The following is a 25169-nucleotide window of genomic DNA, read 5'->3' on the forward strand; positions in this document are numbered from 1 at the left end:
AGCCTTCACCCCGCAGGAGTTTTATGAACCGTACCCTGGCAGATCTGGATCGCGTTGTCGCTATCGGCGGCGGACACGGCTTAGGCCGTGTGATGTCCTCCCTCTCCTTCCTCGGTTCTCGCCTGACGGGGGTGGTCACTACCACGGATAACGGGGGATCAACTGGGCGGATCCGCCGTTCTGAAGGAGGCATAGCCTGGGGGGATATGCGTAACTGTCTGAATCAGTTGATCACCGAGCCGGGGATCGCGTCGGCGATGTTTGAATATCGCTTCAGTGGTCAGGGGGAGTTGGCGGGGCATAATCTCGGTAACCTGATGCTGAGAGCGCTGGATAATCTCAGTGTCCGGCCACTGGATGCCATCACCTTGATCCGCAATGTGCTCAAAGTCGAGGCTGTGTTGATACCGATGTCCGAACAGCCGGTAGACCTGGTGGCCACTGACATTGAAGGTAATGCCGTTTACGGGGAAACGGAAATTGATGCCATGTCATCAGCTCCGGTGTCGCTGGGACTGTTCCCTGAAGTGTCAGCCACCCGCGAAGCGCTCGAAGCGGTGGCCGAAGCGGATCTGATCCTGATAGGCCCCGGCAGTTTTTATACCAGTCTGATGCCGGTGTTACTGCTGGAACAGATGGCCACAGCGCTAAGACGAGCCCCAGCACCGATGATTTTTATCGGCAATCTCGGTAAAGAGAGCGGTCCAGCAGGTCTGCTGACCGTCAAAAATAAGCTGACCATGATTGAGAAGGTGATTGGCCGCCGAGTCATCGATGCCTTGGTGGTAGGTCCGGCCACCGATGTCAGTCATCTGCAAGACCGGGTAGTGATTCAGCAGACCCTAGAAGCTGGCGATATCCGTTATCGCCATGATCGTCATTTGCTGCATATTGCCCTAGAAAATGCGCTACAGGCCATCAGCCGCTGATCAAGAAGCGGCGATAAACAATGCCCGCAACTCATGGAGTTCATCGCGTACCCGCGCGGCCTCCTCGAACTCTAGATCCATCGCATGCTGTTGCATTTTCGCTTCTAGCTCACTGATTTTCTTCTGCATCGCCTGCGGTGTTAGAGACTGATAACGACCGGCAGACTCTGCGGCCTGACGTCCTGATCTCTCATTACCACGCCCTTTAGCTTTCGCCATGCCCTGACCCAACTCGAGAATATCAGTGATTTTCTTGTTAAGGCGAGTCGGTACAATTCCCTGTTCGGCGTTCCAAGTTTGTTGTTTTTCACGGCGACGCTCTGTCTCTTCGATAGCCCGCGCCATCGAGGCAGTGATCCGGTCGCCATAGAGGATAGCTTTACCGTTGATATTACGCGCCGCACGGCCAATGGTCTGGATCAGGGAACGTTCGGAGCGTAAGAAGCCCTCTTTGTCAGCATCCAAGATCGCCACCAGTGATACTTCCGGCATATCCAGACCTTCTCGTAACAGGTTAATGCCCACCAGCACATCAAATTCCCCAAGACGCAAATCACGAATAATCTCCATACGCTCGACAGTATCGATATCTGAGTGCAGATAACGCACTCGCTCGCCATGTTCTTCAAGGTATTCGGTGAGATCTTCGGCCATACGTTTGGTCAAGGTCGTGACCAGCACGCGTTCATTGATCGCCACCCGCTGACGGATCTCTGACAGCAGATCATCGACCTGCGTTGCCACCGGTCGGACTTCAATAAGCGGATCCAGCAGACCGGTAGGACGAACCACCTGTTCGATCACTTCCCCCCCGGATTTCTCCAGTTCATAGGCACCGGGGGTGGCTGAGACATAGATAGTTTGTGGCGCCAACGCCTCAAACTCTTCAAACTTCATCGGTCGGTTATCCAACGCCGAGGGCAGACGGAAACCGTACTCGACCAGATTCTCTTTACGGGCGCGGTCTCCCCGGTACATGCCGCCAATCTGTGGGATCGTCACGTGGGACTCATCCACCACCAATAGACCGTCCGCGGGCAGATAGTCAAACAGGGTCGGCGGCGCTTCACCGGGACCGCGGCCAGACAAGTAGCGGGAATAGTTCTCAATCCCCGAGCAATAGCCAAGCTCATTCATCATTTCGAGATCAAATTGCGTGCGCTGAGTAATACGCTGCTCTTCCAGTAATTTATTGCTCTCCAGTAACACACGGCGGCGATCAGCCAACTCCACCTTGATATCTTCCATCGACTGGACGATACGTTCCCGAGGGGTGACGTAGTGGGTTTTAGGATAGACGGTAAAACGCGGTATGATCTGGCTGACCTGACCGGTCAACGGGTCAAACAGTGACAGGCGTTCTACCTCCTCATCAAATAGCTCGACGCGCAGCGCCAAGTCATCAGATTCCGCAGGAAAAATATCGATCACTTCACCGCGTACCCGGAAGGTACCACGCTGGAAAGCTTGGTCGTTACGGGCATATTGCAGCTCCGCCAGCCGTCGCAAGATACTGCGCTGGTCGATGATCATACCGCGGGTCAGGTGCAGCATCATCTTCAGATAGAGGTCCGGGTCACCCAGACCGTAAATAGCGGAGACTGAAGCCACCACAATCACATCACGGCGTTCTAATAAGGCCTTGGTAGCTGACAGACGCATCTGCTCGATATGTTCGTTTACCGACGCATCTTTTTCGATAAAGGTATCCGAACTCGGGACATAAGCTTCTGGCTGATAATAGTCATAGTAGGAGACAAAATACTCGACGGCATTCTCTGGGAAAAAGGCTTTCATCTCGCCATAAAGCTGCGCGGCCAGTGTTTTATTCGGTGCCAATACCATGGTCGGGCGGTTCAAGTCGGCAATCACATTGGCGACGGTGAAGGTTTTACCTGAACCGGTAACCCCCAATAACGTCTGATGGGCAAGGCCATCTTCCAGCCCCTCTTCGAGACGGCGAATAGCCTCCGGTTGGTCACCGGATGGCTTGAATTCTGAATGAAGTTTGAACACTTTGCTCATTATCTAATTACCTGTCGCGTTTTACCGAAGGGGGCCACTATTTTAGCTGGCGGAGGAAAATATGCCAATGTCGCTACTGGATATATAGCCAGTTCCGTTAATTTCATCCTGCAAAGACATTTTTTAATGGTAAATAATCTCGGTATGGCCCCGCAGCCCAAAAAACTGAAACGGTTATCCACTGCGCCCGTTAAACTTTGAGATTTGTCAAGAGATTGTCATCGTTTCAATTCGGAATTTCTCAGCCCATCACGCTAAGTATTGCTTTTAATTAACTTACTGAAATATCGTTATAATTAATAAAAGCCCAGTTTCCAGCCAGAGTGTTGCCAGCCCGCATATTCCCTTGCGTCAGCGCAGTTTTAAGATGCTAATACACATGGTTATCCACAGGAATAGTGGATAACTTAGATCAGCCCAATAGGCACAGGCTGTGGGTAATTTTCTGAACTGCTCGGGATAACGCTGAAAAAAAAATTTTTTTGTTTTTTTTCTCCCTGAGATGGCCATAAAGATGTCGCTGATGAATCCACCGCATGGGGGATTTCGGACGCTATTTTTCACCAGCGTCAAGAGAGATGCTTCAGATTTTATCTGCTTTTATGCACGTTTTTACCCCTTTGCCCTGAAACAATGCCCTGACTGGGTGCAAACACGGCTGTGCTGTGTTTCGTTTCTGGCAACCTGGTTGCCGATATTGCTGTCAACATCCTTGCTGTGCTTATTTTTATGACAGCATATAAAAGTGGCCTGGTTATTGCTTTAATCAACCTGAAAACTGTCGCCTGAGGGAGAGGATACCGTGACACCTTTACGGATATCTGCCAGGCATTCTTTACATAGAGAGGAGTTCAACAGATGCTGAGTTTACGTGCTATCAATCAGTTTTATGGTCAGAACCATATCCTTTGGGATGTGGATCTGGATCTGATGCCGGGCTCATGCACTGCTGTGCTTGGCCAGCACGGAATGGGTAAAACCACTTTGGTCAACTGTATTATGGGCTACTTACCGCTGAACAGTGGCACCATGACTTGGCAGGAAAACAATGCGCCGCCAAAGGATTTAGCCCTACAACCCTGCGAACAACGTGCCGGAATGGGTATTGGCTATGTGCCACAGCACCGACATATTTTCTCGCAGATGAGTGTTGAAGATAACTTGGTCATTGCCTTGAAAGCAGCCCGTACAGCCCCTCCTCATGCTATCCCACAGATGATTTTTGACCTGTTCCCACACCTTTATGACTTACGCCATCAGCGCGGCGGTGATTTGACGCTCGACCAGCAACAGCAATTGGCACTGGCGAGAGCACTGGTACTACAACCGAAACTGCTTATCCTTGACGAACCGACCGAGGGGATGTCCCCGTGGATGGAAGAGGATATGGGTAATTTGTTGCGCAGCCTTAACCGCGATTACGGTATGACCATCTTGTTGCTGGAACAGCGTATTTCGTTCATCCGCCGAGTGGCGGATTATTTCCTACTGTTGCATCAGGGTCGGAATGTGGCTGCCGGGCGAGTTGCTCAGCTGGATGAGGGGATGATCAACAAATGGCTGACGGTTAGCTGAACACGTTCCTGCTAGTAACGGGTAATGGTCACCATTACCCGTTTTTTTGATTAAAGCGCGCGGATCACCACCCACATTGGACCCTGTCCGACCGCATAGCGGTTAACCGGGGTGAGAGAGCCATCTTGCGGTGAAATCGCATAGACTTCGATGTGGTGAGATTTCTGACCAGCAGCGATCAGGTACTTACCTTGAGTATCGATATTAAAACCGCGTGGCTGTGTTTCAGTCGCCTGGAAACCGCCAAGGGTCAAGGTCGCACCGTCATCGCTGACGCGGAACAGTGTCAGCGTACTGCTGGTACGGTCACAGGCATATAAGAACTGCCCATTCGGCGTAATATGGATATCTGCTGCCCAGCGTGTACCTTCAAAATCTTCCGGCATCATATCCAGAGTCTGCACCGTTTCAGCGCCCTGCTCCGTCAATGCCAGTACGCTCACTGTGCTATCCAGCTCATTGACCAAATAGGCATATTTTCCCTGTGGATGAAAGGCCATATGGCGAGGGCCAGCACCGGCGACCGTGGCAACCTGAGCATTGGCGTTCTCATTCAGTCGACCCTCGCTATCTAGGCGGAACGCACAGATGCGATCCTGCTTAAGGGCAGGTGCGTACAGGACTGAATTATCTTGACGGATATTCACTGAATGACAGCCATCCATACCACTTAGGGTCTGGGCCACCGCCTGAGGCAAGCCCGACGCATCCAGAGGTGACACGCTGACCAGCCCATCATGATAATACCCCGCAAACAGAGAGTGTCCCTGCTGATCGATATTTAGGTAGGTCGGGCTGCCCGGCAGAGCTGCCTCTCCCGCTTCACTCAAGGTACCGTCTGCAGCAATATGATAAGCAATCACCCGGAACTCTGGGCGTACCCCTACATACAGCAGAGGTTTCTGCGGATGGGCCACCATCGGCTGTACCTGTCCATCGACATCGACCACTTGCAATAAAGTCAGCGCACCTGCCGCCGACAGTTGCCAGACATGGATCTGCTGGCTTTCGGGACTAGCGGTATAAACTACTTGTTGCATGGATTCTCCTTACCTGGAATCTGTTTTTAGGGGACAGGTCACTGTAGCGTAATCTGCCCGCACAAAAAATGATTTATTGATCTCACCCCTTTGTCGGCCATCATGCTGGGTCTACACTCTGTTCAGACCTTACTGACAGGAAATACTGTTTATGAATTACCGTGTCATTGCGTTAGACCTTGATGGAACTCTACTGACCTCACAAAAAACCCTTCTACCAGAAACGGTCTCCGCCCTAGCGGATGCTCGGCGTGCCGGGGTAGACGTGATCCTGGTGACCGGACGTCACCACAGTGCCATTCATCCTTTTTATCAGCAGCTGCAACTGAGTACACCCGCCATCTGCTGCAACGGCACCTATCTGTACGATTATGCGGCCAAGCAGGTGCTGGACAACGATCCTATGACCCCTGAACAGGCAGAGATTGTGTTACAGCATCTGCAGGAACAAGGCATTGACGGGCTACTGTATGCCGATGATGCCATGCTCTACCATAAGCCCACTGCGCATGTTATTCGTACCCAAGCCTGGGGTGAGACCTTACCCGCAGCACAACGTCCGGTCTTTCAACAGGTTGCCTCCCTTTCTGACGCCGCCCGCCAGGCTAATAAACTGTGGAAGTTTGCTCTCTGTTATCCAGATAGCGATAAGCTGGCGACATTGGCGGATCAGGTCAGCAGCGAGGCCGGAGTGACCTGCGAGTGGTCGTGGGTAGATCAGGTCGATATCGCCCAACAAGGCAATAACAAAGGCAAGCGTCTGAAACAGTGGTTAGACGGCCGTGGCATCCCCCTTGAGAAAGTGATTGCCTTTGGCGATAACTACAACGATCTCAGTATGCTGGAGTCAGTAGGGCTGGGAGTGGCAATGGGCAATGCAGATGCGCAGATCAAGGCACGGGCTGGATTGGTAATCGGCGATAATGACCATCCATCTATCGCCGACACGTTACGCGAAAGGGTACTCTAAGTGCTGACTGCACAGCCTGCCAACACCGGCAGGCTGTCAGTGATCAGTGACTGGACACTGATGAATCATTGTTGCGACGAGCCCCGGAAATCAGGTTAAATAACTCTCCCAAGCCCCAGATGATCCCCAGCATAATTGCCATGACCACCGGCACCATAATAATTGCCATTAACAGGCTTTCCAGTAGTTCTAACATCGCTGACCTCTGTATTTAGGCTAATTTAAACCATCAGTTTATCGGCAGCCGCCACAGATGCCCATTGCTTTTTGTGCTTTTATCTTTTTTCAAGGCAACAGGATGCTACACTCCTCGCTCCTTAGCTTCTAATTGACGGATGACAGGACCTGATATGCACGCTGACCTCTCATTGAATATTCACCTTAATCAGACACTGTTTGCCGACCCACGCCGGATTGCGTTATTAGAAGCTATCGCAGAAACCGGTTCTATCAGTCAAGGCGCTAAACTGACCGGGATAAGCTATAAAACTGCCTGGGATGCCATAAACCAGATGAACCAGTTGGCGGATCAACAGGTTGTCGGCCGCCATGCCGGCGGGAAAGGGGGTGGCGGTACCTATATCACCGCCTATGGTCAGCGCTTGCTCAAGCTCTACCATCTGCTGGTACAGGTACAGCAGAAAGCCTTCGATGTGTTGCAGGAAGAGACTTTACCGTTAGACAGTTTATTAGCCGCCATCGCCCGTTTTTCCCTGCAAACCAGTGCCCGTAACCAATTATTTGGAACCGTTATCGCGCAACAGGATGATGACTTGTCAGAGCGCGTCACGGTTCTGCTCAGTGACCGTCAGACACAGGTACAGGTTGCCATTACCCGCTACAGCAGCCAACGGTTACAACTTACCCTCGGTAAAGACGTGCTGGTGCTGATTAAAGCGCCTTGGCTGGAAGTTAGTGTCACCCCCTCCCCCCATGGCAACACTTTTCCGGTGACTCTGAGCCAGGTGCTACACGGCGAACACGGCTGTGAACTGCTGATGACCCTGACTAATGGTGAGCAGCTTTGTGCCGCTCTGCCTGCCGAGTCGGCGGACTGGCGACCGGGACAATCTGCATGGGCAACATTCCGTCCAGAGAACGCATTATTAGCCAGCCTCAACTGACCTCATTTTGCTCAGTATTCTGTTTGACAACCTGCCAGTGGGCCGTTACAACAGTGTAATTCAATGCAAAATTCGGTATAAATAATGGCAGTATTGCAGATTAAGCAAGGTATATTTCGTCCTGGACAACATTACGCGCTGCATACCGGCGACTTAACCCTTAACGCGGGGGAAAGCTGGGCCTTTGTCGGCAGTAACGGCAGCGGTAAATCGACACTGGCGAAAGCACTATCCGGTGAGGTGCCCTTGGCCTGCGGTCAGCTACATGCTGACTTCACCCCAGTGGCACGGCTGTCATTGGAACAGTTATCGGCATTGGTGGCCGCCGAATGGCAGCGCAATAACACCGATATGTTTAGCGAAGGGGAAAACGACCAGGGCCGCTACAGCCGCGATATCATTATGGACAGCGTCAACGATGAGCCACGCTGTGAGATGCTGAGTGAAAAGCTGGGGATCCGTCATTTGCTCAGTCGCCCGTTTAAATTTCTCTCCACTGGGGAAACCCGCAAGGTGCTGTTGTGCCAGGCACTGATGGCAGACCCCGCTCTGCTTATCCTTGACGAACCCTTTGATGGATTAGATGTGCAGTCTCGTGAAGATCTTGCAGAACTGTTACGCCATCTGCATCAACAGGGTACCACTCTGGTGCTGGTCCTGAACCGTTTTGAAGATATTCCGGCATTTGTCGATCATGTGGGAGTTCTGGCTGAAGGTACCCTTAGCGAAACCGGTCCACGTCAGCAGGTGCTCAACCATGCACTGGTGGCACAGTTGGCGCACAGCGAAAACCTCAGTTGCGTCAGTTTACCGGAGGCGGACGATCCCCACGCAGTCCGTCACGACGTCGATGAACTGCCGGCGGTGATCCTGCGTGACGGTCATGTCTCTTGGGAGGATAAACCGGTTATTCAGCACCTGAACTGGCAGGTTGATCCCGGCCAACATTGGCAAATTACCGGTCCTAACGGAGCCGGTAAGTCAACGCTGCTCAGTCTGGTCACCGGCGACCACCCTCAAGGTTACAGCAATGACCTCACCCTGTTCGGCGTGCGGCGCGGTAGCGGTGAAACCATCTGGGATATCAAACAGCATATCGGCTACGTCAGCAGTAGCTTACATCTGGAATACCGGGTCAGCGCGTCGGTGCGTACCGTGGTGCTGTCCGGTTTTTTTGATTCTATCGGTTTGTACCAAGCCCCCTCTGATCGTCAGCAACAGCTTGCCAGTCGCTGGTTGTCACTGCTGGGGTTCCGTGATACTCAGGCTGATATCCCCTTCCACAGTTTGTCTTGGGGCCAACAGCGCTTAGTGTTAATCGTCAGGGCGCTGGTCAAACATCCACGCTTATTGATCCTCGATGAACCCCTGCAAGGGCTAGATGCTATCAACCGACAGCTGGTGCGCCGTTTTATCAATGTGCTGATCGGTGAGGGTCGTACCCAGCTGCTGTTCGTATCTCACCACGCCGAAGATGCCCCAGAATGTATTACGCACCGCCTAAGCTTTGTGCCAGATGACCAAGGCTATCATTACACTCAAGAAACGTTAGTCCTCGCAACCCCCTAACCGATGAGACTTCCCTGCCACCTACAGGGAAGGCCCTCACTCTCAGCAAAAATCAGATTCTGATCACAATTCACAGTAAATCTTCGATAAAAACTCAGACCCCACCCCTTGTGTAAACGATTCCACAGGGTGACACTATTCCTTACCTTTATTTAAGTGTCTGCTAAAGTCAGAGTATCTGTATTTTCAGCCAGCATTCTGTTCAGGAAATTCTATGTCTGAGTTTACTCCGGTTGATCATCCTCACCGCCGTTATAACCCGCTCACTGATGAGTGGGTGTTGGTTTCTCCACATCGGGCCAAACGTCCGTGGCAGGGTGCACAAGAAACCCCGCAACAGCAAATGCTACCCGCGCACGATCCGGACTGCTATCTGTGTGCCGGTAATACCCGAATCAATGGCGAACAGAACCCCCACTATCAGGGGACTTGGGTGTTTACCAATGATTTTGCGGCCCTGATGCCCGATACGCCACAAGCTGAGCAGCAGAGCGATCCGTTACTGCGTTGTGAAAGTGCCCGCGGTACCAGTCGGGTGATCTGTTTCTCCGCCGATCACAGTAAATCTCTGCCGCTGCTGTCTTTAGCGGAATTGGAACAGGTCGTCACGACCTGGCAGACCCAAAGTACCGAACTTGAAAAGCAGTATCCCTGGGTTCAAATTTTCGAGAATAAAGGCGCGGCAATGGGCTGCTCTAACCCACATCCCCATGGCCAAATCTGGGCCAACAGTTTTATTCCTGATGAGGTCCGCCGCGAAGACCTCCACCAGCGTCGCTATTACGAGCAACATGGCACGCCGCTGCTTCTCGATTATGCCCGCCGAGAACTGCAAGCGGGTGAACGGATTGTGACCGAAACTGAACATTGGCTGGCAGTGGTCCCCTGGTGGGCGGTCTGGCCCTTTGAAACTCTGTTATTACCTAAGGCTGCCGTGACCCGAATGAGTGGGCTGACCCCGGCACAGAGCCGCGATTTGGCGTTGGCACTGAAAAATCTCACCAGCCGTTATGATAACCTGTTCAACTGCTCCTTCCCCTATTCAATGGGATGGCATGGCGCACCGGCGGATGGTTCACCGGACCATCATTGGCAACTGCATGCGCACTTCTACCCCCCCCTGTTGCGTTCAGCCACAGTGCGTAAATTTATGGTCGGCTACGAAATGCTGGCCGGTGCCCAGCGCGACTTGACGCCGGAGCAGGCAGCGCAACGTCTCACCGCGGTCAGTGACATTCATTATCAGGAGAACCATTAACATGACACTTCACGACAGCTGTGCTCATCTTTTCAGACAACATTTTGATTATGAGCCGACCCACTGTATCAGCGCCCCCGGGCGGGTTAATTTGATCGGTGAGCATACCGACTATAACGATGGGCTGGTGCTGCCCTGCGCGATCAATTACCACACCGTGATCAGCTGTGCCCGTCGTGAAGATAACTATTTTCGGGTAGTGGCGGCAGACTATGATAATGCCATGGATGCATTCTCCCTGGACGAGCCTATCCTACCGCTGGCCGATCAACACTGGGCCAATTATATTCGTGGTGTCGTCAGTCACTTGCATCGCCGTCAGCCCAGGTTTAAGGGCATGGATATGGTGATCAGTGGCAATGTTCCGCAAGGAGCCGGTCTCAGCTCATCCGCCTCTCTGGAAGTGGCTGTCGGGACGGCCATTCAACAGCTTTGGTCTCTGCCGATGACACCCGCCGAGATTGCACTGGTTGGCCAAGAAGCTGAAAACCAGTTCGTCGGCTGTCAGTGTGGCATTATGGACCAGATGATTTCCGCTCTTGGCCGTCAACAGCATGCGCTGTTACTGGATTGCCGCTCGCTGGAAACCCGTGCGGTGCCGATCCCTGATAATACCTCTATCGTGATCATTAACTCTGAATTTAAGCGCACGCTGGTGGGCAGCGAATACAACCTGCGTCGTGAGCAGTGTGATACTGGCGCGCGTCTGTTTAACAAACCGGCCTTACGGGATGTAAGCTTGGCGGAATTTGAAGCCGTCGCCCATGAGATAGATCCCTGTGTGGCACGGCGGGTACGCCATGTGTTGACCGAAAACCAGCGCACCCAAGGTGCTGCAGACGCCCTCACCCGCGGTGATTTGGTGACCTTAGGACGCCTAATGGCCGAATCTCATGCCTCGATGCGTGATGATTTTGAAATTACCGTTCCGCAGATCGATCTACTGGTAGAGATCGTGAAATCGGTGATTGGGGAACGCGGTGGTGTCAGAATGACTGGTGGTGGCTTCGGCGGTTGTGTGGTAGCCCTGCTCCCAACAGAATTGGTGGAGCCAGTGCGAAAGGCCGTTGCCGCACAATACCAAGCCCGCACCGGCATCCGTGAAAGCTTTTATCTCTGCCAGGCCTCACAAGGAGCCGGAGTATGTCAACACAATCCTCTGTAAATGCTCCAGACGGGTTACCTATCCGTATGACGGTACTGCGTAACAGTGCCGGTATGGATGTCACCTTTATGGATTATGGCGCAACTTGGCTCTCGGCACGGGTGCCGCTGGCTGACGGTAGCGTACGAGAAACACTGCTGGGCTGTGCAACGCCTCAGGACTATCTGCATCAATCTGCCTACCTCGGAGCCTGTGTCGGACGGTATGCCAACCGTATCCGTAACGCCACCTTAAAACGGACAGGCACTACGCTCAGCGCCAATACGCCTCCCCATCAGTTACATGGAGGACCGGAAGGGTTCAGTCATCGCCGCTGGCTGATTGTCCGTCAGACGCCGAACGAAGTGGTCTATCGCCTACATTCACCGGACGGTGACCAAGGCTATCCCGGGACGATAATCGTCGAGGTGAGCTATCAGCTGACCGAGGATAATAGCCTAGTGATCCGCTACCAGGCGGAAACGGATAAGCTGTGTCCGGTGGCATTAACTAACCATGCCTATTTTAACCTTGATGCGAATCAAGGTGATGCCCGCCAACATCGGTTACAACTGGCAGCAGACCTTTATTTGCCGGTGAGTGCCGAGGGGATCCCTGACGGCCCACTGAAAGATGTCACGGGCACTGGCTTTGATTTCCGCCAGCCGAAAACCGTGACAACCGATTTTCTGCAAGACAGTGATCAGCAAAAAGTTCACGGCTACGATCATGCCTTTTTACTGACCCGTGCCGGTGATGACCGTGTGCCGGCGGCCCAACTGTGGTCGGCGGATCAACGCTTACAGCTATCGGTGTTTACAGACAGCCCGGTGATACAGTTTTATACGGCGAATTTTTTACAGGGCACGCCAGCACGCCAGGGCCGTTATCAGAACCATCAAGGGATTGCTTTGGAAACCGGCTATTTGCCCGACTCTCCAAATCATCCGGAGTGGCCGCAGCCTGACTGCTGGCTGACTCCGGGTGAGATCCGCCAATCGGTGACCCGTTATCAGTTCAGTGCACGGGCGGAATGACGAAATATAGTGCAGATGGCCTGTGCCACTCTTACACCTCGGGCCGTTTTCGGCTATGGTAAGGCAATCTTATCGGGCATATTGCGGTCCGGGGACAGTTTCCGTTCTTCTAGAACTTTATAAGCATTAAGGAGTTAAGCGATGGCAGTAACTAAGCTTGTTCTGGTACGTCACGGCGAAAGCCAATGGAATCAGGAAAACCGCTTTACCGGTTGGTACGATGTGGACCTGTCTGACAAGGGCCGTGAGGAAGCCAAAGCGGCGGGACAGTTACTGAAGCAAGAAGGCTTCAGCTTTGACTTTGCTTACACTTCGGTGCTGAAGCGTGCCATCCACACCCTGTGGAGTGTGCTCGATGAACTGGATCAGGCTTGGCTGCCTGTGGAAAAATCTTGGCGTCTTAACGAACGTCATTACGGTGCACTGCAGGGGCTGAATAAAGCGGAGACCGCTGAAAAGTACGGCGATGATCAGGTTCTACAATGGCGTCGTGGTTTTGCCGTGACGCCTCCTGAACTGGAAAAAAGCGACGAACGCTACCCGGGTCATGACCCACGTTACGCGTCACTTAGCGCGGAGCAGCTGCCAACCACCGAAAGCTTGGCACTGACCATTGAGCGTGTGATCCCGTTCTGGGAAAGCAGCATTCTGCCTCGTCTGAAAAGCGGTGAGAAAGTGATTATCGCGGCTCACGGTAACTCACTGCGGGCACTGATCAAGTATTTGGATAAGATGTCTGAAGATGAGATCCTAGAGCTGAATATTCCGACTGGGGTTCCGCTGGTATACGAATTCGATGAAAACTTCCAACCACTGAAGCATTACTATCTGGGTAATGCCGAAGAAATCGCAGCCAAAGCGGCGGCAGTAGCAAATCAGGGTAAAGCGAAGTAATGTTCAGGCCGGGTATCCCCGGCCTGTTTGGTTATCTGTCCTACCCGCGAGTCACTTAGGCAGTACCACGCCGTGTTTTAACTGCCGCAGCCAGTTGCTGCAATACCTGTTCGGTGGCCTGCCAGCCAATGCAGGCATCGGTCACACTCTGGCCATATACCAATGGCTGAGCCTCTGGGCTCTGATTACCTTCCACTAAATGGCTTTCGATCATCGCTCCCATAATGCTCTGATCACCACCAGCAATCTGTGCAGCCACGTCTGCGGCGACCTCAACCTGCTTCTGATATTGCTTAGAGCTGTTAGCATGGCTGAAATCGATCATAATGCGCGCCGGCAGTGCCGCTTTCTCCAACCCTTCTCTGACCGCGGCAACATCAGCAGCATGGTAATTCGGTGCTTTACCGCCACGTAGGATAATATGACAGTCCTGATTACCGGCGGTTTCGACAATCGCCGAGTGTCCGTATTTGGTCACTGACAGGAAGCAGTGACCTGCGGCCGCCGCATTGATGGCATCGATCGCCACCTTAATAGTACCGTCAGTCCCGTTTTTGAAACCGACTGGACAGGAAAGTCCGGAGGCCAGTTCACGGTGTACCTGTGATTCGGTCGTTCTGGCGCCGATAGCCCCCCAGCTCATTAGATCAGCCAGATACTGTGGGGTGATCATATCCAAGAACTCGCCGGCGGCCGGCAGCCCAAGATCATTAATATCAGAAAGCAGTTTACGGGCGGTACGCAGACCGTCGTTAATCTGGAAACTGCCATCCATGGCCGGATCATTGATAAGCCCCTTCCAGCCAACAGTCGTCCGCGGTTTTTCAAAATAGACCCGCATAACGATTTCCAGCTCCTCTTTCAACGCCTCACGCAGCGCTTTCAGGCGGCCAGCGTATTCCAGTGCCGCCTGAGGATCATGAATCGAGCAAGGACCGATGACCACTAGCAGACGGTCGTCTCTCTTCTGCAAAATCTGCTGAATCGCATGGCGACATTCAAATACGGTGGCGGCAGCCGCTTCAGAGGCTGGGAACTTTTCTAGCAGCGCAATAGGAGGAAGTAACTCTTTGATTTCCTTTATTCTTAAATCATCATTCCGATAGTTCATAACAGTCCCGTTTACAGTTAACCCAAGAGGTTGTTGCCAATACTCTAGCCTGAGCCATGGCTCGAGTAAATTAGCTTTGCCCTCCCCGGTTTACATAGGCGGCGCATTTATCGCACTTTGCAAAGATTCGCCTATTATCTCTGTGACCTATATCATATTCAGTAGGCCTTGCTCGTGAGGCTTACTCTGACTCATTTATCAGGATTATGCGTGACTTATGGCTCATTCTCATCACTCTCACTCTGACGGAGTGAACCGCAGCCGGTTACTGGCTGCATTAGTGGTCACTTTTGTGTTTATGCTGGCTGAGCTAATGGGCGGCTGGCTATCTGGTTCCCTGGCGCTGTTAGCGGATGCCGGACATATGCTGACCGATGCCGGAGCATTGCTGCTGGCTCTGCTGGCTACCCATTTTTCTCAACGCAAAGCGGCCGGTCATCGAACCTTTGGACTGTTACGGCTGACGACCTTGGCAGCCTTTATCAATGCATTAGCACTGCTGGTGATCACTATCCTTATTGTCTGGGAAGCGATAGTCCGTTTCCGTACACCGCAGCCGGTAGCGGGTGGCTTGATGCTGGGCATTGCAATTGCTGGATTAGTGTCGAACCTGCTCTGTTTCTGGTTACTGCATCAGGGGCAGGATAAACAAAATATCAATGTGCGGGCCGCCACCTTGCATGTGCTTGGGGATTTACTGGGCTCTGCGGGCGCGGTAGTGGCGGCGCTGTTGATCATGTGGACAGGCTGGACGACATTTGACCCGATATTATCGATACTAGTATCCGTGTTGGTAGTCAACAGTGCTCGGCAGTTACTCCAAGAGAGCCTGCGCGAACTGCTGGAGAGTGCGCCACCGGACGTGGATATTCCCAAGCTCAGCCGCCGTTTAACCGCAGCCATTGCCGAAGTACGTAATGTTCACCATGTGCATTTATGGCAGGTAGGGGAAAAAAATATTCTCACCCTACATGCCCAGGTGATCCCTAATTATCAGCATGATGCGTTACTGCAACGTATCCACCAGTGGCTAAATGAGCACTACCAGATAGCACATGCCACGGTTCAGTTGGAGTACCAGTTGTGTGCCGACACCCAATGCCGGTTGGGTGAATCTACGGCTTCACACGCTCATGCTGACCATGATCATGGCCAGTGTCACGGACGGGAGCGAAAATCTCGACACCGCGACGCGGCGGGTCATGACTATGACGCGGAACAGGACGTGCACAGCCATCACTGACACCGGGTTAGGTTATGCTGTTCAAGGCCGGGAGCGGGAGCCTACTGCTCCGGCCTTTTGCATCCACAACCGACAGCCGTTAGCAGCAATAAACGTCAAGATCAAGTACTCAATGGCCATCGCCCATACTCCCTGTACCGCAAAGACTCCAATACTGATCACATCAATTACTACCCAAAGGATCCAGTTTTCCACATATTTGCGGGTCATCAGCACCATCGCGACCACCGACAAGACCGTCATACTGGCATCCCAAAACGGATAGGCATCGGGCTGCAGTTGTGGCATTGCCACTGATATGCCTAGCAGCTTCATTCCATGGACTGCCAGTGATGATAGGGCAGCAAACACCTGATTGATATATATCGTGAGTAAGCCAATCGCCAGGGCAGATACCAAAGCCCAGTTGATGGCCTTCGGCACGGTCAGCCAACGCACCACCAATTCATTATTCGTCTCTGATCGTGGTCGACGCCAAGCGTACCAACCATACAGATTGGCGAGGAAGAAAAAGACTTGTAACAGCAAACTTGCATACAGTTGGATCTGAAAAAAGATCAGCGCAAACAAGGTTACATTGATTAGTCCAAATAGATAGTTACTGATCTTCTCTTTACTGGCCAGCCAGATGCAAACCAATCCCGCGAGCGTGCCGAGGGCTTCAATCCAAGAGAGATCATAGCCTCCTGTGCCTAGGGGGATATGTACCAGTAAATGATGAATGCTAAAAAAGTCCATTTTATCTCCTGAACAGTTCCACTTCTGCGGTTAGTTGTTTAATTTAAAAAACATATTAACCTAAATTATAATATTTATGCAAAAATATGCACTTTAAGTTATCTATAGTAAACTTATCGCCTGTTTGCGGATGACTGGTCACTCACTGCCCTCCAGCGCCAGCAACTGGGCTTTCACCGATATTCCCCCGGCAAAGCCTGTCAGCTTACCATTGGCACCAATCACTCGGTGACAGGGAACAATAATAGACAATGGGTTTCTCCCGTTGGCGGCCCCTACCGCCCTGACTGCCTTGGGCCGCCCTATCTGCTGGGCAATCTGTGCGTAGCTGCGGGTCTCGCCATAGGGAATACTGCTGAGGGCCTGCCAGACCTGCAACTGAAACTGGGTACCTTCTGGCTGTAATGGCAACTCAAATTGCTGACGTGTTCCAGCAAAATACTCACTGAGCTGACGGGTGGCTTCGATTAACAGCGGATGTTCGGGAGTGTACCGGTCTTGCGTCGCACGAATACGTGCTGGCCGATCATTCTGCCATGCGACAGCTGCCAGCCCTTGTTCACCCACAATCAGCGTTAATTCGCCAACCGGGGTCGTGACAATGGAAAAATGATAATGCATGCGACTTTCCTGATGGTGAAAGGTAGGTCTATTATGCCATCAGCGACATCAGTTTCTGGCGGTTTTCGGACAGTGGATTATGTTTATTTAGCTGGCCGAAAACCGCCGGTCATCCTGACACAAAACGGGCAAGCTTGGGCAAACACAGGGAGTTAACCATGACTGATGATGAGAGTGCCTGGCAGGCACTGATTAGCCGCGATGCCCGCTTTGACGGATTGTTCTATGCGGGGGTACTTTCCACCGGGATCTATTGTCGCCCAGTCTGTCCGGCGCGAAAACCACTACGTGCGAACTGTCGCTTTTTCCAATATGCGGCTCAGGCTGAGCAGGCTGGTTTTCGTCCCTGTCTGAGATGCCGCCCTGAACTGGCTCCCGGCAATGCACCGGTCGATCAGGCCGCGATACTCTGTCAGCAACTGACTGATATAATGGAAGCGAGCTTGGCAGATAAAGATTTCCGCCTCAGCCATCTGGCCGAGCGAGTCGGTCTCAGCGAACGTCAGTTGCGGCGCATTACTCAGCAGCAACTTGGCACCACGCCTATCGAACTGTGGAAAAGCTTACGGCTGAAAATCGCCCGTCAGTTGCTGTGTGAAACGACGTTGCCAGTAACTACCATTGCATTCACCAGCGGCTTTGGCAGCCTACGGCAGTTTAATGCTGTATTTGCAGAACGCTACCCTCTTAGCCCACGGGCCTACCGCAACGATCACCGTCTCGGCGAAGCGGTGCATGATCACCAAAGCCTGACTTTGCAGGTCGCCTACCGCCCTCCGTTTGACTGGCCGACACTGCTTGGGTTTCTCGAAAAAAGGCGCATCAGCGAGGTGGAATCCATCAACGATGATCACTATCTGCGAACTCTGGCTGTGGACGGTCATCAGGGCTGGATCCGCGTCGGTTGTCGACCACAGCGCCACTGCCTCATGGTAGAAGTCAGCAATTCGTTAGTGACTGTGCTTCCGGCAGTATTACAGAAAGTCCGTCAACTCTTTGATACTGGTGCCAATCCAGAAGTCATTAACGCTTATTTAGGGAGTGACCCGCTTCTGGGACCCGTGTTGGCAGAGTATCCCGGTATTCGGGTTCCGGGCTGCTGTGATCCTTTTGAGCTGGCGCTGCGGGCAATTCTTGGCCAGCAGGTAACAGTCGCAGCGGCCACTACACTGAGCGGACGTTTAGCCCATCGTTTCGGCAAACCCATCACCACCCCTTTTACTGAATTATGCCGTCTGCCACCAACGGCGGAGGATTTTCGTGAGGCTTGCGAAGAGGATTTTCAGGGTCTCGGCATTGTTCGACAACGGATCACGGCGATATTGGCTCTGGCAACCGCTGAACGCGAAGGTTTTTTTAAACGCTTACAGTTTCAAACAGCGGAACTGCAGTTTACTGCTCTGACCGCCCTACCGGGGATTGGGCCTTGGACGGCACGCTATATTGCAATGCGCGCTTTTAACCAGACGGACGCTTTTCCCAAAGAAGATATTGCGTTGCGCAATGCGCTGGGGGGACTCAGTCCCCGGCAGTGCGAGGCCTATTCACAGCGTTGGAGCCCGTGGCGCAGTTATGCAGTAATGCTGTTATGGCAGAAAATGGCACAGCAGGTCTGATAGAAGGGAGACTATTGACCTCCACTGACTGAGTGTCAGAACATCAGCAATATCGAGACCTAGTGCTGCACGTCGTTATCGTCGTGCCCCCTCCCATAATGTCATTATCTGTTTAATGCCCTGTAGGGTTTCTATCAGAGGGACACCATCGCGGGCCAGCGTTGAAATACCCAGCAGAAAACTGTCAAAGCTCACCGCCAGGGCCTGCGTCTGGTCACTGTTGACGAGCTCGCCGCAATCAATCCCTCGCTGAATACAGTGTCGAATCCCCTGTCGGGTGTGCCGTCTTGAGTTCTCCAGCGGTTTCAGCAGCAGACGGCTCTCCTCTGTACTGCAGGACATTGCACTAAGTGCTACCATACATCCGCGCGGGTGCCCCGATTCATACTGCATAGATGCAGATTGCGTTAAGGTCGTTTCCAGTGCTTGTCGGGGTGCCAAGCGGTTATCCCACAGGGGGGCTGTCACTTGGGCATGAGTATTGAGATAACATTGCACTGCCTCATTGAACAGTGCCGCTTTAGAGCCAAAGGCGGCGTAAAAACTGGGGGCAGTGATCCCTTTGCCAATGGCGGCTTTCAACTGAGTCAGTGAAGTGGCTTCATAGCCCTGTTCCCAGAACAGATGCATTGCTTGGACTACGGCTTTATCCCTATCAAACTGCCTTGGTCTACCTGTTTTCATCGTCTTTCCCCCTTTCAAATATACTAATTGATATAAAACTTATTGACAACAACCCTTCCTCCGGGAAGTATATGTACCGGTCGATACATATTAAGTTTATCCTACGCCTGACTTTGACATCAACTGTGTCACGTAAAACGCCGGAGAATGAGACGTCATGAAACAAAATCCATACCCAGATCGGGCAAGCAGCCTCCCCGTTTTAGCATTACTGGCCCTCGCAATGACCGGTTTTATCTGTATTCTGACTGAAACCCTGCCTGCCGGACTTTTGCCGGAGATAAGCGCCGGACTGTCTATCTCCCCCTCAATTGCAGGGCAGTTAGTCACCGCCTATGCCGCGGGTTCACTGCTTACCGCGATCCCCCTTACCCTGCTCACCCGCAGTTGGCCCAGACGGCGGGTCTTACTCAGTACTGTCATTGGCTTTTTACTGTTTAATAGCCTGACGGCCATATCCACATCACCCGTCGTTATCCTGAACGCTCGCTTTCTGGCGGGGGCCGCGGCAGGCCTGGCATGGAGCCTGATTGCCGGCTATGCACGACGAATGGTGGTCGCCCCTCTTCAAGGGCGAGCACTGACACTGGCGATGACCGGTACCCCGGTAGCCCTTTCTCTAGGGGTCCCCGCCGGCACTTGGCTAGGCGAATTTATAGGCTGGCGTCTGAGCTTTGCAGTGATGTCCGGGCTGTGTGTGCTGCTGATTGCTTGGATCCTGTTGGCCGTCCCTGATTATCCAGGCCAGGCCCGCTCGCACACTAAGCCCTCGAGTCCGGTACTCTCACTTCCTGGCATTCGCCCCGTACTAGGCGTAGTCCTGAGTTGGATGCTGGCCCACAATATTCTGTATACCTATATCGCGCCGTTTATCGCCCAAGCCGGACTTGCAGACGAGGTCGGTAAAATCTTGTTAGAGTTTGGTGTAGCAGCGATTGCGGGGATTTTCATCACCGGCAAAGTTGTCGATACCCACCTGCGTCATGCGGTGCTGGTTTCCCTAGCGATGTTTGCGTTGATGTCAGCATCCTTCGCTGTGGCTGCCGTATCCCCGTGGATCATCTACTTGGGAGTACTGATCTGGGGACTGACGTTCGGCGGTGCAGCAACCTTATTGCAGACTGCACTGGCAGATTCAGCCGGTGAACAGGCAGATATTGCACTTTCTCTTAACGTGGTGACATGGAACTGTGCAATTGCTCTAGGTGGCCTGAGCGGCGGCTTACTGCTGAAACACGCTGGTGCAGGATCTTTTCCTTGGGTCATGTTGGTACTGTTAGGGATAGCCTTACTGATTGCGTTCAAAGCCCGCAAAGCTGGCTTTACGGTGGGGAAACGCCTTTAGCTAATCGGCCTAAGAGAAAGTACTACTTCTCCTTTCACTCCGTCATCCAGAGAAAGCCGTGATCCCCCTAAACATAGAGCAAAAAGCACCCATAAGGTGCTTTTTCCTAAATTGGTGGGTCGTGCAGGATGACTCGCTACGCTCGCCCTGCGGGTCGTTGCCGGAGGCAACGTTGTCTCACTGCGTGAGACCCAAACCTGCTGCAGGTTCTCATCCAACACGATTTATCGACGGTGCACAGAAACGAAAAAAGCACCCATAAGGTGCTCTTTTCTGAATTGGTGGGTCGTGCAGGATGACTCGCTGCGCTCGCCCTGCGGGTCGTTGCCGGAGGCAACGTTGTCTCACTGCGTGAGACCCAAACCTGCTGCAGGTTCTCATCCAACACGATTTATCGACGGTGCACAGAAACGAAAAAAGCACCCATAAGGTGCTTTTTTCTGAATTGGTGGGTCGTGCAGGATGACTCGCTGCGCTCGCCCTACGGGTCGTTGCCGGAGGCAACGTTGTCTCACTGCGTGAGACCCAAACCTGCTGCAGGTTCTCATCCAACACGATTTATCGACGGTGCACAGAAACGAAAAAAGCACCGATAAGGTGCTTTTTTCTGAATTGGTGGGTCGTGCAGGATGACTCGCTGCGCTCGCCCTACGGGTCGTTGCCGGAGGCAACGTTGTCTCACTGCGTGAGACCCAAACCTGCTGCAGGTTCTCATCCAACACGATTTATCGACGGTGCACAGAAACGAAAAAAGCACCGATAAGGTGCTCTTTTCTGAATTGGTGGGTCGTGCAGGATGACTCGCTACGCTCGCCCTACGGGTCGTTGCCGGAGGCAACGTTGTCTCACTGCGTGAGACCCAAACCTGCTGCAGGTTCTCATCCAACACGATTTATCGACGGTGCACAGAAACGAAAAAAGCACCCATAAGGTGCTTTTTTCTGAATTGGTGGGTCGTGCAGGATTCGAACCTGCGACCAATTGATTAAAAGTCAACTGCTCTACCAACTGAGCTAACGACCCCTTGCGGGACAGTCTGCGATACATTCATCAGGAATGGTGGGTCGTGCAGGATTCGAACCTGCGACCAATTGATTAAAAGTCAACTGCTCTACCAACTGAGCTAACGACCCCTCGCGGGACGTTTTGTCTTTGAGCACTCATCTATTGAGTGGTGGGTCGTGCAGGATTCGAACCTGCGACCAATTGATTAAAAGTCAACTGCTCTACCAACTGAGCTAACGACCCATCAAGACAAAACCTTAAAAGAGAATAACTCACCACTTACTTGAAATGGTGGGTCGTGCAGGATTCGAACCTGCGACCAATTGATTAAAAGTCAACTGCTCTACCAACTGAGCTAACGACCCTCTTTTAATGCCACCGGTAGTTGTCTGCATATCTCCCGGCAACGGCGGCATATATTACTGATTTAGCTGGGTAGCGCAACTCTTATTTAAAAAAAACTGTCCGGTTGCCTACCTTTCATCCGTTAAGACCAGAAATCACGCGATCCCTGGTCACAACCAGACAAATCAGCCACCTGCCAGTCGTTTTTGCGCTGCTTTGGCCGACGCAGTACCAGGGTAAAGTTTAATGACCTGCTGGAACACGGCTTTCGCTTTATCGGTATCTTTTTTATCCTGCATCACCACACCCACTTTAAACAGGGCTTCTGGAGCTTTAGGTGATTTCGGATAACTTTTCACCACGGTCGCAAAATAATAGGCTGAATCATCCAACTGACCTTTGTTGTAATACAGCTGTCCCAGCCAGTAATTGGCGTTAGGCTGATAGGTCGAGTCTGGGTATTTCTTCACCCATGCCTGCAGGGCAGCAATCCCTTTATCATACTGTTTTTGCTTCAGTATCAGGTCAACTGCGGCATTGTAGTCGCTGTTAGCGTCCCCAGACTGGGTCGCAGGCGCAGCACTGTCTGCGGCGGTAGCAGTACCGTCAGTGCCAGCAGCAGGAGCGGTTGTCGCCGCACTGTTGCCGTTGTTATTACTGCTTAGGGTATCAATCTGCTGATACAGCTGTTTCTGGCGTTCAACCACCTGGTTCAGCTGATAGCTGTTTTCCTGGATCTGACCACGCAGAGAATCAATGTCATTCTGAGTATCACTCAGTTGCTGCTGTAACTGCTGAAGGAGTTGTGACTGAGCATTAGAAATACGCTCAAGGGAAGTGACCCGATCTTCAATCGAGCCAGAGCCAACGCTACTGATTGACGCCTGGGCATGAGCGGCCGGAATGGCCGCTACACCAATCAGTAACGACAGACTCAGGGTATGAAGTCTGAAGTTACTAATCATATTACTCTCTTAGTAGACCAACACGGCACGACGGTTTTTAGCCCATGCAGCTTCGGTGTGACCCAGAACGGCTGGTTTCTCTTTACCGTAAGAGACAATAGACATCTGGTCTGCAGAAACACCTTTGCCCTGCAGGTACATTTTAACTGCGCTAGCACGACGCTCACCCAGTGCAATGTTGTATTCCGGCGTACCGCGCTCATCCGCATGACCTTCGATGGTCACTTTGTATGAAGGGTTGCTGCGCAGGAAGTTAGCATGCTGATCCAGCATCTGAGCGTACTCAGGCTGAATGTCATACTTGTCCAGACCGAAGTAAACAATGTTGTTCTGTTGCAGTTGCTGCATCTGCAGACGTGCCTGTTCGTCAGAAGACATGTTACCGCCGTTAGCACCGTTCGCGCCGTATGCGCTGTCAGCACCCACAGTAGAACCGGTCTGGTCATTGTCATTTTTGTGTGAGCTACAAGCTGCTACAGCCAGTACAGGCAGAGCCAGCATTAAACCTTTCAGCATTTTATTCAGTTGCATTTCAACATCCTATTATAGTTTGCCATACATATTTACACATGCATCACATATACGGAGACCAGGCAGGCGAAGATACCTGTCCATCAGTCGCCGGAAGACGCGCTTTGAAACGCCCGTCAGTTGAAACCAACTGCAATACGGAGTCATAGCCCTGAGTTGAGCCATAGATCACCATGGTGCCGTTAGGTGCAAGACTTGGCGTCTCATCCAGATACGTGTCCGTTAATCGTTGAACGGCTCCGGTCTCTAGATCCTGTTTAGTGACGTTCTGTTTACCACTATTGGTACTGATCATCACCATAAATTTACCATCGGGAGAGACATCCGCATCCTGGTTCTGTGAGCCCTGCCAGGTAATACGTTGCGGTGTTCCACCGTTAATGTTCAGCTTGTAGATCTGAGGCAGACCTGCCTGATCGGAAGTATATGCCAGAGTCTGGCTATCAGGGAACCATGTTGGTTCAGTACTGTTATAGCGCGCATTGGTCAGCTGACGGATTTGACCAGAGGCCAGATCCATCACATACAGGTTCAGACTGCCGGTTTTCGACAGAACGAAAGCCAGTTTCTTACCGTCTGGGGAGAACGCTGGTGCACCGTTGTGACGTGGGAAGTCAGCAATGGTACGGATACGACTATTCGACAGATTCTGTACCACCAGTGAGGAGCGTCCGGTTTCAAAGGTGACATAAGCCAGTTCGTTACCGTCCGCAGACCAAGCCGGAGACATCAATGGCTCAGGGGAGCGATGGACCACAAACTGATTATAACCATCGTAATCGGCGACACGTAATTCGTACGGGAACTGTCCGCCGTTAGACTGGACAACGTAGGCGATACGAGTACGGAACGCACCTTTGATACCGGTCAGCTTCTGGAACACTTCATCACTGGCGGTATGTGCAGCATAACGCAGCCACTGTTTGGTGACTTTGTAACTGTTCTGAGACAGAACGGTGCCCGGAGCCCCTGCAGTATCCACCAATTGATAGGAGATCTGATAGCTACCATCAGCATTCCCTTGGATCTGGCCGACCACAACCGCGTCGATGCCCAGTGCTGACCATGCTGCAGGTTGTACCTGTTGAGCGCTGGTCGGTTGCTGTGGCAGACGGGAAGTGTCTAACGGATTAAACTTACCGCTGTTTCTTAAGTCAGCCGCAATAATACCGCCGATATCTGCGGGTGCTGCTCCACCTCCAGTCCATTGAAACGGCACAACACCGATTGGACGGGCGGTATTCACCCCTTGGGTGATTTCAATACGCACTTCTGCCTGGGAGACCACCACCCACAGCAACAGAAATACACCTAAGGTTATACGAAATGCCTGCTTCATCTTCTCTCCCTTATCTGAACCCACGCTCACGATAATTCGTATAATTTCCGATCATGCTCTC

Annotated in this window: 22 protein-coding genes, 4 tRNA genes and 5 other RNA genes; 12 read left to right on the plus strand and 19 right to left on the minus strand. The window is 52.3% G+C overall.

Annotated features, from left to right (window positions below; all coding sequences use genetic code 11):
- Window positions 1-23 precede the first annotated feature (23 nt).
- Window positions 24-929: a gluconeogenesis factor YvcK family protein gene (locus DW47_RS0115030; protein WP_029687257.1), complete on the plus strand. Its 906-nt coding sequence runs from the start codon at window positions 24-26 to the stop codon at window positions 927-929.
- Here DW47_RS0115030 and uvrB read toward each other — a convergent pair whose 3' ends face one another.
- Window positions 930-2954 (minus strand): excinuclease ABC subunit UvrB, encoded by a 2025-nt coding sequence (gene uvrB / locus DW47_RS0115035; protein ID WP_029687258.1) that lies wholly within the window; start codon window positions 2952-2954, stop codon window positions 930-932.
- Between the two features lie 858 nt (window positions 2955-3812).
- Here uvrB and DW47_RS0115045 point away from each other — a divergent pair.
- Entirely contained in the window at window positions 3813-4529 is a 717-nt protein-coding gene (locus DW47_RS0115045; protein WP_029687259.1) for an ABC transporter ATP-binding protein, read from the plus strand.
- 50 nt (window positions 4530-4579) lie between these two features.
- Here the strand turns inward: DW47_RS0115045 and pgl are convergent, their stop codons facing one another.
- Window positions 4580-5569: a 6-phosphogluconolactonase gene (pgl, locus tag DW47_RS0115050; RefSeq protein WP_029687260.1), complete on the minus strand. Its 990-nt coding sequence runs from the start codon at window positions 5567-5569 to the stop codon at window positions 4580-4582.
- Window positions 5570-5720: 151 nt separating this feature from the next.
- On the opposite strand from pgl, the gene DW47_RS0115055 reads away from it, so the two are divergent.
- Window positions 5721-6539 carry a pyridoxal phosphatase gene (locus DW47_RS0115055; protein ID WP_029687261.1) on the plus strand — a complete coding sequence of 273 codons (819 nt, stop codon included), beginning with the start codon at window positions 5721-5723 and terminating at the stop codon, window positions 6537-6539.
- Window positions 6540-6582: 43 nt separating this feature from the next.
- Here the strand turns inward: DW47_RS0115055 and DW47_RS17130 are convergent, their stop codons facing one another.
- On the minus strand, window positions 6583-6735 hold the full coding sequence (locus DW47_RS17130; protein ID WP_029687262.1) for an AcrZ family multidrug efflux pump-associated protein: 153 nt from the start codon (window positions 6733-6735) through the stop codon (window positions 6583-6585).
- Between the two features lie 154 nt (window positions 6736-6889).
- On the opposite strand from DW47_RS17130, the gene DW47_RS0115065 reads away from it, so the two are divergent.
- From DW47_RS0115065 to gpmA, 6 genes are all read left to right on the plus strand, one after another.
- Window positions 6890-7663, plus strand: coding sequence for a TOBE domain-containing protein (locus tag DW47_RS0115065; RefSeq protein WP_029687263.1), 774 nt, complete (start codon window positions 6890-6892; stop codon window positions 7661-7663).
- 84 nt (window positions 7664-7747) lie between these two features.
- A complete protein-coding gene (modF, locus tag DW47_RS0115070; RefSeq protein ID WP_029687264.1) occupies window positions 7748-9232 on the plus strand; it encodes a molybdate ABC transporter ATP-binding protein ModF in 1485 nt (494 codons plus the stop codon).
- Between the two features lie 214 nt (window positions 9233-9446).
- Window positions 9447-10490, plus strand: coding sequence for a UDP-glucose--hexose-1-phosphate uridylyltransferase (locus DW47_RS0115075; protein WP_029687265.1), 1044 nt, complete (start codon window positions 9447-9449; stop codon window positions 10488-10490).
- 1 nt (window position 10491) lies between these two features.
- The gene (gene galK, locus DW47_RS0115080; protein WP_029687266.1) at window positions 10492-11655 is read left to right on the plus strand and encodes a galactokinase; all 1164 of its coding nucleotides are present in this window, start codon (window positions 10492-10494) and stop codon (window positions 11653-11655) included.
- Window positions 11634-12671 (plus strand): galactose-1-epimerase, encoded by a 1038-nt coding sequence (gene galM / locus DW47_RS0115085; RefSeq protein WP_029687267.1) that lies wholly within the window; start codon window positions 11634-11636, stop codon window positions 12669-12671. The genes galK and galM overlap by 22 nt, the downstream gene beginning before the upstream one ends.
- 141 nt (window positions 12672-12812) lie before the next feature.
- Window positions 12813-13565, plus strand: a complete 753-nt coding sequence (gpmA, locus tag DW47_RS0115090) for a 2,3-diphosphoglycerate-dependent phosphoglycerate mutase (RefSeq protein ID WP_029687268.1) — start codon at window positions 12813-12815, stop codon at window positions 13563-13565.
- A 55-nt stretch (window positions 13566-13620) separates the two neighbouring features.
- On the opposite strand, the gene aroG is transcribed toward gpmA, so the two are convergent.
- Window positions 13621-14676 (minus strand): 3-deoxy-7-phosphoheptulonate synthase AroG, encoded by a 1056-nt coding sequence (gene aroG, locus DW47_RS0115095; RefSeq protein ID WP_029687269.1) that lies wholly within the window; start codon window positions 14674-14676, stop codon window positions 13621-13623.
- A 217-nt stretch (window positions 14677-14893) separates the two neighbouring features.
- Here aroG and zitB point away from each other — a divergent pair, with 217 nt between their 5' ends.
- Window positions 14894-15919, plus strand: a complete 1026-nt coding sequence (gene zitB / locus DW47_RS0115100) for a CDF family zinc transporter ZitB (protein WP_084689081.1) — start codon at window positions 14894-14896, stop codon at window positions 15917-15919.
- 21 nt (window positions 15920-15940) lie between these two features.
- Here the strand turns inward: zitB and pnuC are convergent, their stop codons facing one another.
- Window positions 15941-16657 (minus strand): nicotinamide riboside transporter PnuC, encoded by a 717-nt coding sequence (pnuC, locus tag DW47_RS0115105; RefSeq protein ID WP_029687271.1) that lies wholly within the window; start codon window positions 16655-16657, stop codon window positions 15941-15943.
- Window positions 16658-16795: 138 nt separating this feature from the next.
- Window positions 16796-17278: a methylated-DNA--[protein]-cysteine S-methyltransferase gene (locus tag DW47_RS0115110; protein WP_029687272.1), complete on the minus strand. Its 483-nt coding sequence runs from the start codon at window positions 17276-17278 to the stop codon at window positions 16796-16798.
- 158 nt (window positions 17279-17436) lie between these two features.
- On the opposite strand from DW47_RS0115110, the gene DW47_RS0115115 reads away from it, so the two are divergent.
- On the plus strand, window positions 17437-18894 hold the full coding sequence (locus DW47_RS0115115) for an AlkA N-terminal domain-containing protein (RefSeq protein WP_029687273.1): 1458 nt from the start codon (window positions 17437-17439) through the stop codon (window positions 18892-18894).
- A 75-nt stretch (window positions 18895-18969) separates the two neighbouring features.
- Here DW47_RS0115115 and DW47_RS0115120 read toward each other — a convergent pair whose 3' ends face one another.
- Window positions 18970-19578, minus strand: coding sequence for a TetR/AcrR family transcriptional regulator (locus DW47_RS0115120; RefSeq protein WP_029687274.1), 609 nt, complete (start codon window positions 19576-19578; stop codon window positions 18970-18972).
- Window positions 19579-19735: 157 nt separating this feature from the next.
- Between DW47_RS0115120 and DW47_RS0115125 the strand changes: the two genes are divergently transcribed.
- Window positions 19736-20923, plus strand: coding sequence for an MFS transporter (locus DW47_RS0115125; RefSeq protein WP_029687275.1), 1188 nt, complete (start codon window positions 19736-19738; stop codon window positions 20921-20923).
- Between the two features lie 112 nt (window positions 20924-21035).
- Here DW47_RS0115125 and DW47_RS17135 read toward each other — a convergent pair.
- The 12 genes from DW47_RS17135 to tolB form a co-directional block, all read right to left on the minus strand.
- A non-coding RNA gene (locus DW47_RS17135) (RtT sRNA) lies at window positions 21036-21158 on the minus strand.
- A gap of 44 nt (window positions 21159-21202) precedes the next feature.
- A non-coding RNA gene (locus DW47_RS17140) (RtT sRNA) lies at window positions 21203-21325 on the minus strand.
- Between the two features lie 44 nt (window positions 21326-21369).
- A non-coding RNA gene (locus tag DW47_RS17145) (RtT sRNA) lies at window positions 21370-21492 on the minus strand.
- 44 nt (window positions 21493-21536) lie between these two features.
- A non-coding RNA gene (locus DW47_RS17150) (RtT sRNA) lies at window positions 21537-21659 on the minus strand.
- A gap of 44 nt (window positions 21660-21703) precedes the next feature.
- A non-coding RNA gene (locus DW47_RS17155) (RtT sRNA) lies at window positions 21704-21826 on the minus strand.
- A 44-nt stretch (window positions 21827-21870) separates the two neighbouring features.
- Window positions 21871-21946 (minus strand) — tRNA-Lys (locus DW47_RS0115130).
- A gap of 34 nt (window positions 21947-21980) precedes the next feature.
- Window positions 21981-22056 (minus strand) — tRNA-Lys (locus DW47_RS0115135).
- Between the two features lie 39 nt (window positions 22057-22095).
- Window positions 22096-22171, minus strand: a tRNA-Lys gene (locus DW47_RS0115140).
- A 46-nt stretch (window positions 22172-22217) separates the two neighbouring features.
- Window positions 22218-22293: transfer RNA gene (locus DW47_RS0115145), tRNA-Lys, on the minus strand.
- Window positions 22294-22458: 165 nt separating this feature from the next.
- Complete coding sequence (gene cpoB, locus DW47_RS0115150) at window positions 22459-23238, minus strand: cell division protein CpoB (RefSeq protein ID WP_029687277.1); 780 nt, start codon at window positions 23236-23238, stop codon at window positions 22459-22461.
- 9 nt (window positions 23239-23247) lie between these two features.
- The gene (gene pal / locus DW47_RS0115155; protein WP_029687278.1) at window positions 23248-23769 is read right to left on the minus strand and encodes a peptidoglycan-associated lipoprotein Pal; all 522 of its coding nucleotides are present in this window, start codon (window positions 23767-23769) and stop codon (window positions 23248-23250) included.
- A 43-nt stretch (window positions 23770-23812) separates the two neighbouring features.
- Window positions 23813-25108 carry a Tol-Pal system beta propeller repeat protein TolB gene (gene tolB / locus DW47_RS0115160; RefSeq protein ID WP_029687279.1) on the minus strand — a complete coding sequence of 432 codons (1296 nt, stop codon included), beginning with the start codon at window positions 25106-25108 and terminating at the stop codon, window positions 23813-23815.
- Window positions 25109-25169 lie beyond the last annotated feature (61 nt).

Source organism: Tatumella saanichensis, assembly GCF_000439375.1.
GTDB lineage: Bacteria > Pseudomonadota > Gammaproteobacteria > Enterobacterales > Enterobacteriaceae > Tatumella > Tatumella saanichensis.

What these genes read in the sequence shown, in the direction of transcription:
- DW47_RS0115030 (WP_029687257.1), top strand. Translation starts at nt 24, where the DNA reads ATGAACCGTACCCTGGCAGATCTGGATCGCGTTGTCGCTATCGGCGGC.
- uvrB (WP_029687258.1), bottom strand. Translation starts at nt 2,954, where the DNA reads ATGAGCAAAGTGTTCAAACTTCATTCAGAATTCAAGCCATCCGGTGAC.
- DW47_RS0115045 (WP_029687259.1), top strand. Translation starts at nt 3,813, where the DNA reads ATGCTGAGTTTACGTGCTATCAATCAGTTTTATGGTCAGAACCATATC.
- pgl (WP_029687260.1), bottom strand. Translation starts at nt 5,569, where the DNA reads ATGCAACAAGTAGTTTATACCGCTAGTCCCGAAAGCCAGCAGATCCAT.
- DW47_RS0115055 (WP_029687261.1), top strand. Translation starts at nt 5,721, where the DNA reads ATGAATTACCGTGTCATTGCGTTAGACCTTGATGGAACTCTACTGACC.
- DW47_RS17130 (WP_029687262.1), bottom strand. Translation starts at nt 6,735, where the DNA reads ATGTTAGAACTACTGGAAAGCCTGTTAATGGCAATTATTATGGTGCCG.
- DW47_RS0115065 (WP_029687263.1), top strand. Translation starts at nt 6,890, where the DNA reads ATGCACGCTGACCTCTCATTGAATATTCACCTTAATCAGACACTGTTT.
- modF (WP_029687264.1), top strand. Translation starts at nt 7,748, where the DNA reads ATGGCAGTATTGCAGATTAAGCAAGGTATATTTCGTCCTGGACAACAT.
- DW47_RS0115075 (WP_029687265.1), top strand. Translation starts at nt 9,447, where the DNA reads ATGTCTGAGTTTACTCCGGTTGATCATCCTCACCGCCGTTATAACCCG.
- galK (WP_029687266.1), top strand. Translation starts at nt 10,492, where the DNA reads ATGACACTTCACGACAGCTGTGCTCATCTTTTCAGACAACATTTTGAT.
- galM (WP_029687267.1), top strand. Translation starts at nt 11,634, where the DNA reads ATGTCAACACAATCCTCTGTAAATGCTCCAGACGGGTTACCTATCCGT.
- gpmA (WP_029687268.1), top strand. Translation starts at nt 12,813, where the DNA reads ATGGCAGTAACTAAGCTTGTTCTGGTACGTCACGGCGAAAGCCAATGG.
- aroG (WP_029687269.1), bottom strand. Translation starts at nt 14,676, where the DNA reads ATGAACTATCGGAATGATGATTTAAGAATAAAGGAAATCAAAGAGTTA.
- zitB (WP_084689081.1), top strand. Translation starts at nt 14,894, where the DNA reads ATGGCTCATTCTCATCACTCTCACTCTGACGGAGTGAACCGCAGCCGG.
- pnuC (WP_029687271.1), bottom strand. Translation starts at nt 16,657, where the DNA reads ATGGACTTTTTTAGCATTCATCATTTACTGGTACATATCCCCCTAGGC.
- DW47_RS0115110 (WP_029687272.1), bottom strand. Translation starts at nt 17,278, where the DNA reads ATGCATTATCATTTTTCCATTGTCACGACCCCGGTTGGCGAATTAACG.
- DW47_RS0115115 (WP_029687273.1), top strand. Translation starts at nt 17,437, where the DNA reads ATGACTGATGATGAGAGTGCCTGGCAGGCACTGATTAGCCGCGATGCC.
- DW47_RS0115120 (WP_029687274.1), bottom strand. Translation starts at nt 19,578, where the DNA reads ATGAAAACAGGTAGACCAAGGCAGTTTGATAGGGATAAAGCCGTAGTC.
- DW47_RS0115125 (WP_029687275.1), top strand. Translation starts at nt 19,736, where the DNA reads ATGAAACAAAATCCATACCCAGATCGGGCAAGCAGCCTCCCCGTTTTA.
- cpoB (WP_029687277.1), bottom strand. Translation starts at nt 23,238, where the DNA reads ATGATTAGTAACTTCAGACTTCATACCCTGAGTCTGTCGTTACTGATT.
- pal (WP_029687278.1), bottom strand. Translation starts at nt 23,769, where the DNA reads ATGCAACTGAATAAAATGCTGAAAGGTTTAATGCTGGCTCTGCCTGTA.
- tolB (WP_029687279.1), bottom strand. Translation starts at nt 25,108, where the DNA reads ATGAAGCAGGCATTTCGTATAACCTTAGGTGTATTTCTGTTGCTGTGG.